Source organism: Nocardioides nitrophenolicus, assembly GCF_016907515.1.
GTDB lineage: Bacteria > Actinomycetota > Actinomycetes > Propionibacteriales > Nocardioidaceae > Nocardioides > Nocardioides nitrophenolicus.
Genome location: NZ_JAFBBY010000001.1, coordinates 5,188,523 through 5,204,675 on the forward strand (window position 1 = coordinate 5,188,523; position 16,153 = coordinate 5,204,675).

Sequence of the window (16,153 nt, forward strand, 5' to 3'; positions counted from 1 at the left end):
GCTCAGGGCTGCTGGCCGGCCAGGTCGGCGAGGCGCACGCCACTCGGTCCGGTGACGACGAGCCACGCGCCGTCGTCACCGGGGCCGGGCCGATGGGCGATCACGGTGCACAGCAGCGGCCGGGTGCCGCACAGCCGGCGGACCACCGCACCGTCGAGGTCGCCGAGGTCGAACGGCTTGCGGCCGGACACGCCCGGACCGCCCTCGGTGATCGACGTCCCGTCCCAGAGCAGGGTTCTCGGGCCGTCGTCGCCGGGCACGGTGATCACGGCCTGGAGCTGGAGCAGGATCACCTCCAGCGCCCGGGCGGACCCGGTGTGCTCGACCACCGCCGCGGTCATCGCGTCCGTCGCGGAGGTCGTGAACAGGTCGACGTCACCGGTGGTCGAGCTGTGCACCTCGGTGCGGGTGGTGGTGGTCGTCGTCGTGGTCGTCGTCGTCGAGTCGTCGTCGAGCGCGTTCACCGCCAAGGCGGTGATCCCGGCGCCCGCGCCGCCGAGCACCACCAGCGCGCCCACGACCAGCAGCCCGATCCGACGACGGACCCGGCGCTGCTCGCCGGCGGGGTCGTAGGGGCGCCACTGGTCGCTCATGGCCCTGATCCTAGGGAGGGCCGGGGTTGCCGACGGTGACGGTGACCACGTGGTCGGGCAGTCCGGGGGAGCTGACGGTGACGGTCGCGGTCTCCGTGCCGGTGCCGGTGAGCTCGAGGGCGACCGGCTGCGGCTGCCAGCTCGCCGGCGTCAAGGTGAGCTCGGTCCGGCCCAGGCTCGCCAGCGTGCCGCTGTAGCTGAGCGTCACCGGGACGTCGGCGCCCGGCTGCCACAGCAGGCCGACGCCGAGGGTGAAGGAGGGCGTGTCGGCGTCCAGGGTGAGCTCGGTCAGCGGCTGGCCGCCCGAGATGACGCTGAGGGCCTGGACGTCGTCGTCGGTGACGGTGGCCGTGACGGTCACCTGCTGCGTGCCGAGGGTCGCGGTGATCAGCACGGTCTCGTCGGCCACGTCGGCGTCGCCGACGCCCGCCACCTGCACGGGCGCGGAGGTCTGGCCGGCGGGGATCATGACCGGCGCCGGCACCGATGCCGCGCCGGGGTCGGCGGAGGCGAGCTCGACCACGACCGGGACGGGTGCCGGGGCGCTGAGCTCGACCACGAAGGTGGCGGTGCCGCCCTCGACCACGGTGAGGGCGGGGGTGGAGACGCCGAGGGCCGGCGGGAGCGGCGGGCCTTCGGGCGTCGCGGTGACGGTGGCACCGGCGGGCCCGTAGCCGACCCGGACGATGGTGGACCGCGCGCTCACCCGGAACAGGTAGGCGGCGTCGTTGGTCAGCCCGGTGACGACGTACGAGAGGTCGTCGGTCTCGCCGGACACCGACCAGGTCGCACCGTCGTCGGCGCTCTGCTCGACGCGGTAGAGCCCGGCGGGCGTCTCGCCCGGGCCGCCGCCGGGCGGGGCCGACCAGGTCAGCGCTACCTGGGCGTCGCCGGGCGTGGCACTCAGTCCGGTCGGCGCGCCTGGCGGCGTGCGGACGGTGTAGGGCCCGGTGCCGGCGAGGTCGCCGTACCCCGCGGCGTTGTGGGCGCGCACCCGCAGCCAGTACCGGGCGCCGGGGACCAGGCCGGAGAGCAGGACCGGGCTCGCGGCCGTGCCGGCGCGCGCGGTGGTCACGGCGAGTGCCCAGGTGGTGCCGTTCGTGGAGGTCTCCACCCGGTACGCGTCGATGGCGGCGCCGTTGCTCGCGGGCGCCTTCCAGTAGAGGCCGAGCGCGGAGGCGTAGCTGTCCGCCTCGGGGGCGCCGGGTGCGTCGGGCACCGTCCGCGGGGTCACCTCGACTCCGGCGCTGGGCTTCCCCCACCGGGCCTTGCCGAGCGCTCGCACCCGGAACTCGTACGACGTGCCGTTGTCCAGCCCGTGGGCGCGCCAGACGAGCCGCTTCGCCCCGACCGTGGCGACGGTCGTCCAGCCGGCGTCGTCGCGGCGCTGCACGCCGTACCGCCGGATCGCCGAGCCGCGCCGCGGCGCCTTCCAGGTCAGGGTCGCCGTGCCGTCGCCGGCGCTCGCGGCGACCGCGCGCGGTGGGGAGGGCCGCGGGACCGCCTCGGCCGGGGTGGCGCCGACCAGCGCGGCGCCAGTGAGGAGCACGAGCAGGGCCAGGAGCCGGGGGAGCATGGTCATCGGGGGTCCTCCTTCGGGCGGGACGCTACTCCCTGCGCCGCCGCGGGCTCAGGCCCCGGTGTAGGACATGACGTGCTTGATCCGGGTGTAGTCCTCCAGCCCGTACATCGACAGGTCCTTGCCGTACCCGGAGTGCTTGAAGCCGCCGTGCGGCATCTCCGAGACGAACGGGATGTGGGTGTTGATCCACACCACGCCGAAGTCGAGCCGCTTCGACATCCGCATCGCGCGGGCGTGGTCGGTGGTCCACACCGAGGAGGACAGGCCGTACTGGACGTCGTTGGCGAAGCGCACCGCCTCGGCCTCGTCGGAGAAGCGCTGCACGGTGATGACCGGCCCGAAGATCTCCTGCTGGATCACCTCGTCGTCCTGGCGCAGGCCGGAGACGACGGTGGCGTCGTAGTAGTAGCCGCCCTCGCCGCCCGCGACTGTCGGCCGGGTGCCGCCGGCCTCGAGCCGCGCGTGGTCGGGGAGTCGGTCGACCATCCCGGCGACCCGGGCCAGCTGGTCGGGGTTGTTGAGGGCGCCGTACGCCGTCTCGGGGTCGTCGGGCAGTCCGGTCCGGGTGGCGCGGGCCTGCTCGGCGAGCGCGGCGACCAGCTCGTCGTGGATGCCCGGCCCCGCGAGGACCCGGGTGGCCGCGGTGCAGTCCTGCCCGGCGTTGAAGTAGCCGGCACCCGCGATGGCGGTGGCGGCCGCCTCGATGTCGGCGTCGTCGAAGACCACGACCGGCGCCTTGCCGCCGAGCTCGAGGTGGACCCGCTTGAGGTCGGTGGCGGCCGAGGCCGCGACCTCCATGCCGGCCCGCACCGAGCCGGTGATCGCGACCAGCTGGGGCGTCGGGTGCTCGACCAGCGCGCGCCCGGTGGTGCGGTCGCCGCAGACGACGTTGAGCACGCCGGCCGGCAGGAACTCGGCGGCGACCTCGGCGAGCAGGACCGTGCTGGCCGGCGTGGTGTCGCTCGGCTTGAGCACGATCGTGTTGCCCGCGGCCAGCGCCGGCGCGATCTTCCAGATCGCCATCATCAACGGGTAGTTCCACGGCGTCACCTGGCCCACCACGCCGATCGGCTCGCGGCGGACCCAGGAGGTGTGGTCCTTGAGGTACTCGCCGGCACTGCGCCCCTCCAGCACCCGGGCCGCGCCCGCGAAGAACCGGAACTCGTCGACGCTGGGCGGCAGCTCCTCGTCGGCGGTCAGGCCGACGGGCTTGCCGGTGTTCTCGCACTCCACGCGGACGAACTCGTCGGCGCGGTCCTCGATCGCCTGCGCGATGCGGAGCAGCGCCTCCTGGCGCTCCTTCGGGGTGGTCTCGCCCCAGGTCTCGAAGGCGCGCTCGGCGGCCCGCATCGCGCGGTCGACGTCCTCGGAGGCGCTGGCGGGCGCGGTGGCGTACGCCCGGCCGGTCGCGGGGTTGACGATGTCGTAGGTGGCTCCGGAGGCGGCGTCGACACACGCGCCGTCGATGAAGTTGCGCAGGGCGGTCATGGGTGGCGAGCGTAGCCAGCAAGTCCGTCGCAAGGAAGCCCGGCGGCAACGAAATCCGTTGCGGATCTCCCGAACCGCCACTGATTCACTTGCCGTTTCCGGACTGGAGCGCCAAGATGGTCGGGTGGTAGACACAACGGCGCACGACGCCCTCCAGAAGTCCGCGCGGGATCACCTGTGGATGCACTTCACCCGCATGTCGTCGTACGACACGGCCGACGTGCCCATCATCGTGCGCGGCGACGGCCCGTACGTCTGGGACGCCCAGGGCCGCAAGTACCTCGACGCCCTCGGCGGGCTGTTCGTCAGCCAGCTCGGCCACGGCCGCACCGACCTCGCCGAGGTCGCGGCGAAGCAGGCCGGCGAGCTGGCCTTCTTCCCCCTGTGGTCCTACGCCCACCCGACCGCGATCGAGCTCGCCGCGAAGATCGCGGGCTACGCGCCCGGCGACCTCAACCGGGTGTTCTTCACCTCGGGCGGCGGTGAGGCGGTCGAGTCCGCCTGGAAGCTCGCCAAGAACTACTTCAAGCTGGTCGGCAAGCCCGGCAAGCACAAGGTGATCAGCCGGGCGATCGCCTACCACGGCACCACCCAGGGCGCGCTCTCGATCACCGGCCTGCCCGGCCTCAAGGCCCCCTTCGAGCCACTGGTGCCCTCGACCTTCCGGGTCCCGAACACCAACGCCTACCGGGCCTCCGAGATCACCGGCGGCTTCCTCGACGGGTCCGACCCCGAGGCGTTCGGCCGCTGGGCCGCCGACCAGATCGCGGTGGCGATCGAGAACGAGGGCGCCGACACCGTCGCCGCGGTCTTCCTCGAGCCGGTGCAGAACGCCGGCGGCTGCTTCCCGCCCCCGCCGGGCTACTTCCAGCGGGTGCGCGAGATCTGCGACCGCTACGACGTGCTCCTGGTGTCCGACGAGGTGATCTGTGCCTACGGCCGGCTGGGCCACATGTTCGGCGCCGAGCGCTACGGCTACCAGCCCGACATCATCACCTCGGCCAAGGGCCTGACCTCCGGCTACTCGCCGCTGGGCGCGATGATCGCCAGTGACCGGGTCTACGAGCCCTTCGCCCACGGCACCGAGAGCTTCCTCCACGGCTACACCTTCGGTGGGCACCCGGTCTCGACGGCGGTCGCGCTGAAGAACATGGAGATCTTCGAGGACGAGAAGATCAACGAGGGGGTCCGCGAGCGCGAGGGCGCCTTCCGCGGCACCCTGGAGAAGCTGCTCGACCTGCCCATCGTCGGCGACGTGCGCGGCGACGGCTTCTTCTACGGCATCGAGCTGGTGAAGGACAAGGCCACCAAGGAGACCTTCGACGAGGACGAGTCGGAGCGGCTGCTGCGCGGCTTCCTGTCCAAGGCCCTCTACGACGCCGGGCTCTACTGCCGCGCCGACGACCGCGGCGACCCGGTCATCCAGCTCTCGCCGCCGCTGATCTGCGGCCAGGAGCACTTCGACGAGATGGAGCAGAAGCTCCGTTCGGTCCTCACCGAGGCGGCGGGGCTGCTGTAGCAACGGGGACGCAGCGCAGCATCGCCACCAGCAAGCGGCGGTCCGGGGTCGTGGGGACCCGGGACCGCCGCTTCGTCGTGTGCTACGCCGCGGGTGCCCGCCTGCGGGTCGCGAGCATGTTCGAGACCACGATCAGCAGCGAGACCAGGAACATCACGGTCCCGACCACGTTGACCTGCATCGGGATGCCGCGCTGCGAGACGCCCCAGACGAACATCGGGAAGGTGACCGTCTGGCCGGCGTTGAGGTTGGTGATGATGAAGTCGTCGAAGGACAGCGAGAAGCTCAGCAGCGCGGCGGCCGCGATGCCGGGGAAGACGAGCGGGAAGGTCACCCGCCAGAAGGTCGTCCACTCGCTCGCGTAGAGGTCCATCGCGGCCTGCTCGAGGTTCTCGTCGAGCCCGGACAGGCGGGCCTTGACGGTCACGATGACGAAGGACAGGCAGAACATCACGTGGGCGATGAAGATCGTCACGAAGCCGAGCCGGCCGCCGAAGCCGCCGGCGACGAACAGCGCGAGCAGCGAGGAGCCCATCACGATCTCGGGCGAGGCCATCGGCAGGAAGATCACGGTGTTGGCCACCGAGCGGCCGACGAAGTCGTGCCGGACGAGGGCGAACGCCGCGAGGCTGCCGATCAGGGTGGCGACGATGGTCGCGAGCAGGCCGATCTCGATGCTGCGTACGACGGCCTCGCACATGCCGTCGGGGCGGCACGGGTTGGCCCAGTTGCTCCAGGTGAAGTCGCGGAAGGCGTACACATTGCGGGACTTGCTGTTGTCGTTGAAGCTCATCAGCATCACGACGGCGATCGGCACGAACATGTAGACCAGGACCAGGAGCCCGGCGGCCAGCACCAGGTGCTCGCCGACCCACCGTCCGGCCCGCTGCAGCCCGCTCATACCAGGTCCTCCGTTCCCGCGGTGCGGATGTAGACCATGACCATCGCGACGATGATGGCCATCAGGATCACCGACAGGGCGCCGGCCGTGGCGTAGTCGCCGGTGCTGGTGAACAGGTTCTGGATGACGTTGCCGACCATGCGCTGGTTGGGACTGCCGAGCAGCGCGGCGTTGATGTAGTCGCCCGCGGCCGGGATGAAGGTCAGCAGGGTGCCCGCCACGACCCCGGGCTTCGACAGCGGCAGGGTCACCTTGAGGAAGCCGCGGGCGGGGGAGGCGTAGAGGTCGCTGGCGGCCTCGACCAGCCGGCCGTCGATCTTCTCCAGGCTGGCGTAGAGCGGCAGCACCATGAACGGCAGGAAGTTGTAGACCAGGCCGGCGATCACCGCGACCGGCGTGGCCAGCAGCCGGCCGTCGTCGCCGAGGAGGTGCAGGAACTGCAGGGTGTTCACCACGAAGCCGTCGTCGGCGAGGATCAGCTTCCACGACAGGGTGCGCACCAGGAAGCTGGTGAAGAAGGGCGCGATCACCAGCACCAGCAGGAGATTGCGCCACCGGCCCGCCTTGAACGCGATCGCGTAGGCCAGCACGTAGCCGAGCACCAGGCAGATCGCGGTGGCCACGCCGGCGTACCAGAGCGAGCGGAGCAGCGGCTCCCAGAACTGGTCGAGCGCGTCGACGAAGTTCGCGATCCGGTAGTCGACGCTGTAGCCGGTGAGGACCGAGCCCTTCGGGTCGAACAGGCTGGTCGCGAGCAGCGAGTAGAAGGGGATGACGAAGAACAGCCCGAGCCACAGCGTGGCGGGCAGCATCAGCCAGTAGCCGGTGAAGCGGCCCCTGCGCATCAGGACTCCTCGATGACGCCGGCGTTCACGTCCTGGCTGGCGGGCAGCAGGAAGGCGAACTCGGGCCGCCACGAGACGTCGACCTTGGTGCCCTTGTCGAGGACCGCGCGGCGGCCGGTGTTCTGCTCGAAGGACATCAGCTCCTGTCCCCAGGGCATCCGGACCAGGTACTGCGTGCTCACGCCGACGAAGCTGACGTCGGTGATGATGCCGCCGCTCATGTGGTTGCCGGGTGCGTCGATCGGCTCGCCGGCGGGCGCGATGAGCACCTTCTCGGGCCGGATGCCGACCCAGCCGTCGCCGCTGCGGGTGTGGGCCCGGTCGGCGGGGATGGAGACCTGGGTGCCGTGCATGTCGACCCGGACGACGTCGTCGGCCGCGCTCGCGACGCTGCCGGGGATCAGGTTGGACTGGCCGAGGAAGTTCGCGACGAAGGTGGTGCGTGGGTTCTCGTACAGCTCGGCGGGGGAGCCCATCTGCTCGATGATCCCGCCGTTCATCACGGCGATGGTGTCGGCCATCGTCATCGCCTCCTCCTGGTCGTGCGTGACGTGCACGAAGGTGAGGCCGACCTCGGTCTGGATCCGCTTGAGCTCGATCTGCATGGAGCGGCGCAGCTTGAGGTCGAGGGCACCGAGCGGCTCGTCGAGCAGCAGCACCTCCGGCCGGTTGATCAGCGCGCGGGCCAGCGCGACGCGCTGCTGCTGGCCACCGGACATCTGCGGCGGCTTCTTGCGGGCCTGGGACTCGAGCTCGACCAGCGCCAGCATCTCCTTGACCTGGCTGTCGACGTCCTTGATCTTGCGGCGGCGCAGGCCGAAGGCGACGTTCTCGTGGATGTCGAGGTGCGGGAAGAGCGCGTAGTTCTGGAAGACGGTGTTGACCGGCCGCCGGTAGGGCTTCTCGTAGGTGATCTCGTCCTCGCCGAGGTGGATCGTGCCCGAGGTCGGCACCTCGAGACCGGCGACCATCCGCAGCGTCGTCGTCTTGCCGCACCCGGAGGGCCCGAGCAGGGCGAAGAAGCTGCCCGCGGGGACCTCGAGGTCGAGCGAGCGTACGGCCGTGAAGGTCGCGAACTCCTTGGTGAGCGCGGTGAGCCGGAGACTCCGGCCGCTGTCAGCCGCCAATGACATCGGCGAAATCTCCTTCGTAGGCGCGGATCTGGAACTCCTCGAGGGCCATGAACGAGTGCATCGTCTTGAGCGACTCGGCGGACGGGAAGATCAGCTGGTTGTCGACGAGGCTGGGATCGACCTTCTCCATCGCCTCCTGGGCACCCTTGACCGGGCAGATGTACCAGACGTACGCCGCGAGCTTCGCGGCCACCTCCGGGTCGTAGTAGTAGTTGATCCACTCCTCGGCGTTGCCCTGATGGGTCGCGAGGTTGGGGATCAGCATGTTGTCGGACCAGATCATCTGGCCCTCCTCGGGCGAGACGAACACCAGGTTCTCGTCCTCGGCGGCCGCGACGTCGCCGGACCAGGCCTCGCAGGCCAGGATGTTCCCGGCGGACAGGTCCTGGATGTAGTCGTTGCCGGTGAACGCCCGGACCTGCCCGTCGTTGCGGGCCTTGCGCAGCCGGTCGATGGCGTTGTCCCAGTCGTCCTGGTCGAAGTCCGCCGGGTCGGCGCCCTCGGTCAGCATGATCAGGCCCATGGTGTCGCGCATCTCGGTGAGCAGCGAGATCCGGCCGCGCAGGTCGGAGCGGGTGAGCAGCTCCTCGAAGGAGCGCACCTCCTTGACCTTCGACTTGTTGTAGGCGATGCCGGTCAGTCCGCTCTGCCACGGCGCGGAGTAGGTGCGCTCGGGGTCCCAGCCGACGCCCTGCAGGGAGTCGATCAGGTTGGCGTGCAGGTTCGGCACCTTGCTCTTGTCGAGCGGCTGGATCCAGCCCACCTGGATCATCCGGGCCGCCATCCAGTCGGTCAGCATGAACAGGTCGCGCTTGGACGACTGGCACGAGCCGAGCTGGTTGACCACCTTGGCGAAGAACTCGAGGTTGTCGTTGACGTCGGCGGTGTAGCTCACCTGGATGCCGGTGCGCTTCTCGAACTCGGTGAGCGTCGAGACGTAGTCGCCGTCGTCCTCGTCGATGTAGCCGGGCCAGTTCGACACGACCAGTCGCTTGTTGGACGACGACAGGTCGGGGGCCCGGCAGGTCGCCGGATCCTGCTTGCGGTCGGGGGTGCCGAACAGCGGCAGTACGCCGAGACTGGCGCCCCCGAGCAGGATCCCGGCGCCCCCGCGGAGCGCGGACCTGCGACTCAGGCGGGCATTGACCACCGACGTGCACCTCCCCAGATTCAGAACGTGCCGATCGTGACATGACCCGGATCACATGACAAGCGATTCCGAAGCCGATTCACGAGATTGCAACGGATTCCGTACCTGGCTGTTGCATGGCGGGGGTCGACCCTGTGAGGATCGGCGGGTGTCCAAGCCCAAGTCGCCGCCCCTCGATGACGTCTCCAAGGCCATCATCGCCGAGCTCCAGGAGGACGGCCGCCGCTCGTACGCCGCCATCGGCAAGGCGGTCGGCCTCTCCGAGGCCGCGGTGCGCCAGCGGGTCCAGCGGCTCGTCGATGGCGGCGTGATGCAGGTCGTCGCGGTCACCGATCCCACCGAGATCGGCTTCGCCCGCCAGGCGATGATCGGGATCCGTGCCACCGGCGAGCTCGAGCCGATCGCCGACGCCCTGGCCGCGATCGACGAGATCGACTACGTCGTGATCACGGCCGGTTCCTTCGACCTGCTCGCCGAGGTGGTCTGCGAGAGCGACGACCACCTGCTCCAGCTGATCTCCCGTGGCATCCGCACCATCCCCGGCGTGCTGAGCACCGAGACCCTGCTCTACCTCAAGCTGCGCAAGCAGACCTACTCGTGGGGCGTGCGCTGAGCCGGATCCGGTCGCCCAACTGCTTGACGCGAGCCGGGGCACCGGCGCATGGTAGTTGCGCTATCTGAAGTGCGTTGCGGATAGCGCAACTGTTGCCTCGCGGGAGGACATGCGCATGGCCGAGAAGCTGGACCGGGTCACGTTCGGGGTCGCCGCCGCGCTCGTCCTGGCGTTCCTGCTGTGGGGCGCCGTCGACTCGGACTCGATGACCACCGCCACGAGCAAGGCGCTCGCCTGGGTCACCGACGACTTCGGCTGGATGTTCGTGCTCGTCAGTGCCGGCTTCCTGATGCTGTCCTGCTACCTGGCGGTGACCCGCTACGGCAACATCCGGCTCGGCCCGGACGACTCGACACCGGAGTTCTCGACGTTCTCCTGGGTGTCGATGATGTTCGCCACCGGCATGGGGATCGGCCTGATGTTCTGGGGCGTCGCCGAGCCGCTGACCTATCTCACCTCGACCGATCCGGGCAGCACCCCGCCGGGCCGGGCCGAGGCGGGCACGCCCGAGGCGGCCCGCACCGCGATGGAGTACGCCTTCTTCCACTGGGGCCTGCACCCGTGGTCGATGTACGCCGTCATCGGGTTGGCGATCGGCTACTTCGCCTACCGCAAGGGTGCCGGCAACCTGGTGTCCGGGGCGTTCGGCCCGCTGCTGGGACGCCGGGCGAGCGAGGGGCCGGGCAAGGCGATCGACGTGATCGCGATCTTCGCGACCCTGTTCGGCTCGGCGACCTCGCTCGGCCTCGGCGCGCTGCAGATCACCGGTGGGCTCGACGACGTCTTCGGGTCCGGGGACTCCAAGTGGCTCACCGTCGCGGTGATCGCCTTCCTCACCGTGTGCTTCGTCGCGTCCGCGGTGAGTGGGGTCGAGAAGGGGGTGCAGCTGCTCTCCAACGCCAACGCGATCGCCGCCGTGCTGTTGGTGTTCTTCCTCTTCGTCGTCGGACCGACGGTCTTCATCATGAACACCTTCACCGAGTCGTTGGGCGGCTACCTGACCCACCTGCCGGCGATGTCCTTCCGCACCGGGGCGTTCGGCGGCGACGCCTTCATCAGCGGCTGGACGATCTTCTACTGGGCCTGGTGGGTCTCGTGGACGCCCTTCGTCGGCATGTTCATCGCCCGGATCTCCAAGGGCCGCACCATCCGCGAGTTCGTGATCTACGTGATCGCGGTGCCGAGCCTGGTGTCCTTCGTCTGGTTCTCGATCATGGCCGGGGCGGCCTTCGACGTCCAGCTCAGCGGTGCGCGCGACCTGGGCGCCGTGCTCGTCGAGGAAGGCACGGAGAGTGCCCTGTTCACGACCCTGCGCGAGTACCCGATCGCCTCGGTCACCGTGGTGCTGGCGGTCTTCCTGATCGCCATCTTCTTCATCACCGGCGCCGACTCGGCCTCGATCGTGATGGGCATGCTGAGCCAGCACGGCGAGGAGGAGCCGAAGCGCTGGCTGGTCGTCTTCTGGGGCGTGGCCCAGGGCGCGGTGGCGTCCATCCTGCTGTGGTCCGGGGGGCTGGGCGCGCTGCAGACCCTGGTGATCATCGTGGCCGGGCCGTTCATGCTGGTGATCGTGGCGATGTGCGTCTCGCTGGTGAAGTCGCTGCGGGCCGAGCCCTACGAGTCGACACTGCCCGCACGGGTGCGCCGGGCCGTGCTGCACGCGCAGAAGTACGACCTGGTCGTGCACCAGAACGTCGCGCTGGCCAGCCTGGGCGCCGACCCCGCCCCCGAGGAGCAGGTGCCCTGATGCGCACCCACGACCGGGCGACGGTCCGCCGGCTGCTCGGCAACGCGCGCTACGAGATCCTCCCGACGACCACGATCGAGGCCAAGGTCCTCGAGGCGGTCCCGACCGAGGTCCCGCTGACCGTGACCGCCTCGCCGTCGATGGGCCTCGAGCGCACCGTCGCCACCGCGGAGCGGCTGGCGGCCGCCGGCTACACGGTGGTGCCCCACCTCGCCGCCCGGATGGTCAGCGGTCGCGCCGAGCTGGCGGAGCTGGTCGCCCGGCTGGGCGCGGCGGGGATCGGCAACGTCTTCGTGCCCGGCGGCGACGCCGACCCGGTCGGCGACTACCACGACGCGGTCTCGCTGCTGGAGGACCTCACCGCGCTCGGCAGCCCGTTCGCGGACGTCGGCGTGACCGGCTACCCCGAGAGCCACCCGAAGATCCACGACGACCTGACCGTGCAGTCGATGTGGGACAAGCGCAAGCACGCGACGTACATCGTCAGCAACCTGACCTTCGACCCGGCGGTCCTCAAGGACTGGCTGCAGCGGGTGCGCCGGCGCGGCGTCGAGCTGCCGCTGCTGCTGGGCGTGCCGGGCCCGGTCGACCGGGCCAAGCTGCTCGGCATGGCCACCAAGATCGGCGTCGGCGACTCGACGCGCTTCCTGGCCAAGCAGAAGGGCCTGATGACGCGGCTGGTCGCACCCGGCGGGTTCACGGGGGAGTCGTTCGTCGAGAGGTGCGCGCCGGCCCTCGGCGAGCCGCTGATGCGGGTGAGCGGACTGCACGTCTACACCTTCAACCAGGTGGCCGAGACCGAGGCGTGGCGCCGGGACTGGCTGGCCCGGCTCGACGGCTGAGCCGCGGGTAGAGCTCGGCCAGCCGGCGCTCGACCTCCTCGTGGTCGAGGCGACGCCGGGCCGGGTGGTCCGCAGGCACCGGCCGCCCGTGCGCGACCAGGGCACCGGCGTCGACGCCGTGCGCGATCTCGCGCAGGACCCGCCAGAGCGCGCGCAGGAGGGTGATGGTGAGGGCTGGCTGCTGGGTGGTCATGCCCTCAACGATCCGTCGGCCGGGCGGTCTGCAGTAGTGGCAGAATCGACATTGAATGCTAGATTCTTGCCATGTCCTCGCGACGCTCGATCGCCGTCCCGGTCGTCGACGGGATGACCCTGTTCGAGATCGGCATGCCGCTCGAGGCGCTGGGCTACGACTGGGACCGCGACGCGAGCCCGCTCTACGACGTCGCCCTCCACGGCGACCTCCGGGGCGTGCGGGTCCACGGCGGCTCCCGGCTGGCGCCACACCGGCCGCTCGCGGCGCTCGCCGAGGCCGACACCGTCCTGGTCCCGGCGATCCGTCCCGACGAGCCGGTCGACCCGGCGCTGGTGCGGGCGCTGCGTCGGGCAGCGGCGGCCGGCGCCCGGATGGTCTCGCTGTGCAGCGGGGCCTTCGCGCTCGCCGAGGCGGGCGTCCTCGACGGCCACCGGGCCACGACGCACTGGCGCTGGGCCGACCTGCTGCAGCGTCGCTACCCGGCGGTCGAGGTCGACGCGCGCGCGATCTACGTCGACGACGGGGTGCTCACCAGCGCCGGCTCCGCGGCCGGCCTCGACCTCTGCCTCCACCTGATCCGCACCGATCACGGCCAGCAGGCCGCGAACACCATCGCGCGCAACCTGGTGATCGCCGCGCACCGCGACGGCGACCAGGCGCAGTACGTCGCCGCGGAGCCGCTGACCGAGCAGGCCCACTGGCTCGACGAGCTGCGCGCCTGGGTGCACGCCCACCTGCACGAGGACATCACCCTCGACCGGCTCGCCGCGGCGGCGGCCGCCTCGCCCCGCACCCTGGCCCGCCGCTTCCACCGTGACGTCGGGACCACGCCCATGCGCTGGGTGGCGGCCGAGCGGATCGCGATCGCCAAGCGCCTGCTCGAGACGACCGAGCTGTCGCTCGACCGGATCGGCCACGACGCCGGCTACGTCTCGCCCGCGACCTTCCGGGCCAGCTTCATCGCCGAGGTCGGGGTCACGCCCGGTCGCTACCGGCTGCGCTTCGCGGGATGAGGCCGGCCAGGGCCGCCTCCAGGCCGGCCTGACCGGCGTCGACGACGGTGAGCGGCAGCCCGATCGTCGCCGCGGCCTCCGCGGCGAGCCGGCGCAGCTCGTCGTCCGGCTGCTCGGCGAGCCAGACCACGCGGGTGTAGGAGCCGAAGTAGTCGTCGCGCAGCTCGGGGTAGCGGTCCAGGCCGAGCTCGCGCACGACGGTGCGGGCGAAGGAGCGGACCAGGAAGTCGGTCAGCACGTAGCTGCCGGGCTGCTCCTCGAACATCCGCGCCAGCCGCTCCGGACCGGCGATCACGTCGTAGCAGTGCAGCCCGGGCAGCCGCTCGACGCCGAGCTCGGCGCACACGGCGTCGAGCGCGCCGTAGGTGCCGCAGTCGGCGTACCCGATCGCGACCCGGTGCCCGGCGGCGAGCAGCCGCTCGGCCAGTGGGCGGACCTCGCCGGCGATCAGCTGCGGCTGGTTGTGCAGCAGCGGGGGGAGGGGATGGACCGTGATCGGCCAGCCGTGGCGCGCGGCGATCTCGGCCGCGGGCTGGGCCAGCGCGCCGCAGGCGATCAGGTGCACGCCCTCAGAAGGCGAGCTGGTCGACGAAGCGGTCGTTGAAGTCGGGGCGGTCGGAGAGCTCGACATAGGTCACCTCCTGCAGCAGCGCCGCCGCGCCCGCCCGCTCCCGCACGGACAGCAGGGCCATCTTCGCTCCCTCGCCGGCGACATTGCCGGCCGACACGATGCGCAGCACGGGCAGCTTGGGCACCAGCCCGATCCGGACGGCGGAGGCGGGGGAGATGTAGCTGCCGAACGAGCCGGCCATCAGCACCTGCTGCACGTCGCGGTGCTCCAGCCCGAGCTCCTCGAGCAGCAGCGTCCAGCCGGTGGAGATGGCCGCCTTCGCGAACTGCAGCTCGCGCACGTCGCGCTGCGAGAGCACCACGCACTCCTCGGGGACGGCGTCCGGGTGCGGCCGGTGCAGCACGAAGACCCGCTCCTCGCCGATCCTGGTCAGCCGGTCGGCCAGCGCGGGCGCCACCTCGGGTGCCTGCTCGTCGGGCACGAACCGGCCCGAGGCGTCGAGCAGCCCGACCCGGACCAGCTCGGCCACGGCGTCGACCAGGCCCGAGCCGCACAGGCCCTTCGGCTCGACGTCGCCGATCACGCCGAGCCGGACGGCGTCCTCGGGCGTCGTGCCGAGCTTGATCACCTCGATGGCGCCGTCCGCGGCGCGCATGCCGCACCGGATCGCGCCGCCCTCGAACGCCGGCCCGGCCGGCGCCGCGGTCGACAGGATCCGGTCGCCGTCGCTCACCACGAGCTCGCAGTTGGTGCCGACGTCGATGAACAGCCGGGTCCGCTTGTCGCGGTCCATCCCGGTGGCGAGCATCCCGGCCACGATGTCGCCGCCGACGTAGGCGCCGAGGGCGGGGAAGAAGACCGCGCGGGCGCGGGGATGGAGGTCGAGCCCGACGTCGCCGGCCAGCACGGTCGGCGGGAGTGCGGTCGACATCACGAACGGCGCCACGCCGAGCGGCTCGGGATCGATGCCGAGCACGAGCGCGGTCATCGTGGCGTTTCCGGCGATCGCGACCTCGTAGACCTGCTGCGGGTCGACGTCGCCTTCGCGGCAGACCTGTGCGGCCAGCTCCGCGAGGGTCGCGGACGCCGCCTGCTGGAGCCGGGGCAGGGCCTCCGGGTCCAGCATCGTCGCGCTGATCCGGGTGATCACGTCGCCGCCGTAGGGCTGCTGCCTGTTGAGCATGGACGCCACGCCGACCGGGGTGCCGAGAGCGACGTCGAGCAGGGTCGCCACCACGGTGGTGGTGCCGAGGTCGAAGGCGATGGCGTAGCGCTGCGCGGTGGTGTCACCGGGCTCGACGTCGACCAGCACCTCGTCGACCACGACGGCGGTGACCTTCCAGTCCGCGGCCCGGAGCACGTGGGGCAGTCGCCGGAGGGCGTGCAGGTCGGGCTGCGGGGCGAGGTCGTCGATCGCGGCCAGCAGCCGGTCGAGGTCGGTGCGCTGGTCGGCCAGGTCGGGCTCGGTCAGCTCGACGTACCTCTTCTGGACGGCGGGACGCAGGATCACCTGGCGCCCGACGCCCACGGTCGCCGCCTTGGGGCGCGTCGTCAGCGGAGGTACGTCGACCTTGAGGTCGCGGGTGGCCTGGACCAGGCAGGCCAGCCGCCAGCCCGCGTCGAGCTGGTCGCGGCTGAAGGTGCGCACGTCGTGGCGCGAGATCGGCGTGGCCGTGTCGACGCGCACCTTGCACTTGTGGCAGGTGCCGTGGCCGCCGCAGGTCGAGTCGATGGCGATGCCGTTCCACGACGCGGAGTCGAAGACCGTCACGCCGGGCGGCACCCGCACGCTGCGCTGCGTGGGCGGGGCGCCGCCGGCGTCCTCGACGGTGAACGACAGCTCGACCCGGCCGGTGCCGTCGTGGGCCGCCAGCTCGGTGCCGGGGCTGGCCATCAGCCCCTCGCGGCCGACGTGGTCGAGCGAGAAGTCCGGGCCCGGCGCCTCGGGGTCGGAGCTCAT

At 71.3% G+C, this 16,153-nt stretch carries 15 protein-coding genes; 5 read left to right on the forward strand and 10 right to left on the reverse strand.

Features of this window, described 5'->3' with window-relative positions:
• Positions 1-2: 2 nt before the first annotated feature.
• From JOD66_RS24935 to JOD66_RS24945, 3 genes are read right to left on the reverse strand one after another with little or no spacing between them, the layout of a single operon-like run.
• Positions 3-593: a hypothetical protein gene (locus JOD66_RS24935; protein ID WP_204839477.1), complete on the reverse strand. Its 591-nt coding sequence runs from the start codon at positions 591-593 to the stop codon at positions 3-5.
• Positions 594-603: 10 nt separating this feature from the next.
• A complete protein-coding gene (locus JOD66_RS24940; RefSeq protein ID WP_204839478.1) occupies positions 604-2,175 on the reverse strand; it encodes a fibronectin type III domain-containing protein in 1,572 nt (523 codons plus the stop codon).
• A 48-nt stretch (positions 2,176-2,223) separates the two neighbouring features.
• Positions 2,224-3,663 (reverse strand): gamma-aminobutyraldehyde dehydrogenase, encoded by a 1,440-nt coding sequence (locus tag JOD66_RS24945; protein ID WP_204839479.1) that lies wholly within the window; start codon positions 3,661-3,663, stop codon positions 2,224-2,226.
• 124 nt (positions 3,664-3,787) lie between these two features.
• Here JOD66_RS24945 and JOD66_RS24950 point away from each other — a divergent pair, with 124 nt between their 5' ends.
• Positions 3,788-5,182 carry an aspartate aminotransferase family protein gene (locus JOD66_RS24950; RefSeq protein WP_307823706.1) on the forward strand — a complete coding sequence of 465 codons (1,395 nt, stop codon included), beginning with the start codon at positions 3,788-3,790 and terminating at the stop codon, positions 5,180-5,182.
• Between the two features lie 82 nt (positions 5,183-5,264).
• On the opposite strand, the gene JOD66_RS24955 is transcribed toward JOD66_RS24950, so the two are convergent.
• Genes JOD66_RS24955 through JOD66_RS24970 form a run of 4 tightly spaced genes read right to left on the reverse strand, consistent with a single transcriptional unit; the run spans position 5,265 to position 9,211 of the window.
• A complete protein-coding gene (locus tag JOD66_RS24955) occupies positions 5,265-6,083 on the reverse strand; it encodes an ABC transporter permease (protein ID WP_239545438.1) in 819 nt (272 codons plus the stop codon).
• Positions 6,080-6,928, reverse strand: a complete 849-nt coding sequence (locus tag JOD66_RS24960; protein ID WP_204839481.1) for an ABC transporter permease — start codon at positions 6,926-6,928, stop codon at positions 6,080-6,082. Before JOD66_RS24960 ends, JOD66_RS24955 begins: the two co-directional genes overlap by 4 nt.
• A complete protein-coding gene (locus JOD66_RS24965) occupies positions 6,928-8,061 on the reverse strand; it encodes an ABC transporter ATP-binding protein (RefSeq protein WP_204839482.1) in 1,134 nt (377 codons plus the stop codon). Before JOD66_RS24965 ends, JOD66_RS24960 begins: the two co-directional genes overlap by 1 nt.
• Complete coding sequence (locus JOD66_RS24970) at positions 8,045-9,211, reverse strand: polyamine ABC transporter substrate-binding protein (protein WP_204839483.1); 1,167 nt, start codon at positions 9,209-9,211, stop codon at positions 8,045-8,047. The genes JOD66_RS24965 and JOD66_RS24970 overlap by 17 nt, the downstream gene beginning before the upstream one ends.
• Positions 9,212-9,359: 148 nt before the next feature.
• On the opposite strand from JOD66_RS24970, the gene JOD66_RS24975 reads away from it, so the two are divergent.
• The 3 genes from JOD66_RS24975 (at position 9,360) to JOD66_RS24985 (ending at position 12,413) form a co-directional block, all read left to right on the forward strand.
• Complete coding sequence (locus JOD66_RS24975) at positions 9,360-9,824, forward strand: Lrp/AsnC family transcriptional regulator (RefSeq protein WP_307823708.1); 465 nt, start codon at positions 9,360-9,362, stop codon at positions 9,822-9,824.
• A gap of 115 nt (positions 9,825-9,939) precedes the next feature.
• Positions 9,940-11,571, forward strand: coding sequence for a BCCT family transporter (locus tag JOD66_RS24980; protein ID WP_204839485.1), 1,632 nt, complete (start codon positions 9,940-9,942; stop codon positions 11,569-11,571).
• Entirely contained in the window at positions 11,571-12,413 is an 843-nt protein-coding gene (locus JOD66_RS24985) for a methylenetetrahydrofolate reductase (RefSeq protein WP_204839486.1), read from the forward strand. The genes JOD66_RS24980 and JOD66_RS24985 overlap by 1 nt, the downstream gene beginning before the upstream one ends.
• On the opposite strand, the gene JOD66_RS24990 is transcribed toward JOD66_RS24985, so the two are convergent.
• Complete coding sequence (locus JOD66_RS24990) at positions 12,352-12,606, reverse strand: hypothetical protein (RefSeq protein ID WP_204839487.1); 255 nt, start codon at positions 12,604-12,606, stop codon at positions 12,352-12,354. The genes JOD66_RS24985 and JOD66_RS24990 overlap by 62 nt on opposite strands.
• A gap of 71 nt (positions 12,607-12,677) precedes the next feature.
• On the opposite strand from JOD66_RS24990, the gene JOD66_RS24995 reads away from it, so the two are divergent.
• Positions 12,678-13,622 (forward strand): GlxA family transcriptional regulator, encoded by a 945-nt coding sequence (locus JOD66_RS24995; protein ID WP_204839488.1) that lies wholly within the window; start codon positions 12,678-12,680, stop codon positions 13,620-13,622.
• Here JOD66_RS24995 and JOD66_RS25000 read toward each other — a convergent pair.
• Both JOD66_RS25000 and JOD66_RS25005 read right to left on the reverse strand, forming a co-directional pair.
• Positions 13,585-14,187, reverse strand: a complete 603-nt coding sequence (locus JOD66_RS25000) for a DUF1638 domain-containing protein (protein WP_204839489.1) — start codon at positions 14,185-14,187, stop codon at positions 13,585-13,587. The two genes, JOD66_RS24995 and JOD66_RS25000, sit on opposite strands and share 38 nt — an antisense overlap.
• 4 nt (positions 14,188-14,191) lie before the next feature.
• Positions 14,192-16,153: an ASKHA domain-containing protein gene (locus JOD66_RS25005; RefSeq protein WP_204839490.1), complete on the reverse strand. Its 1,962-nt coding sequence runs from the start codon at positions 16,151-16,153 to the stop codon at positions 14,192-14,194.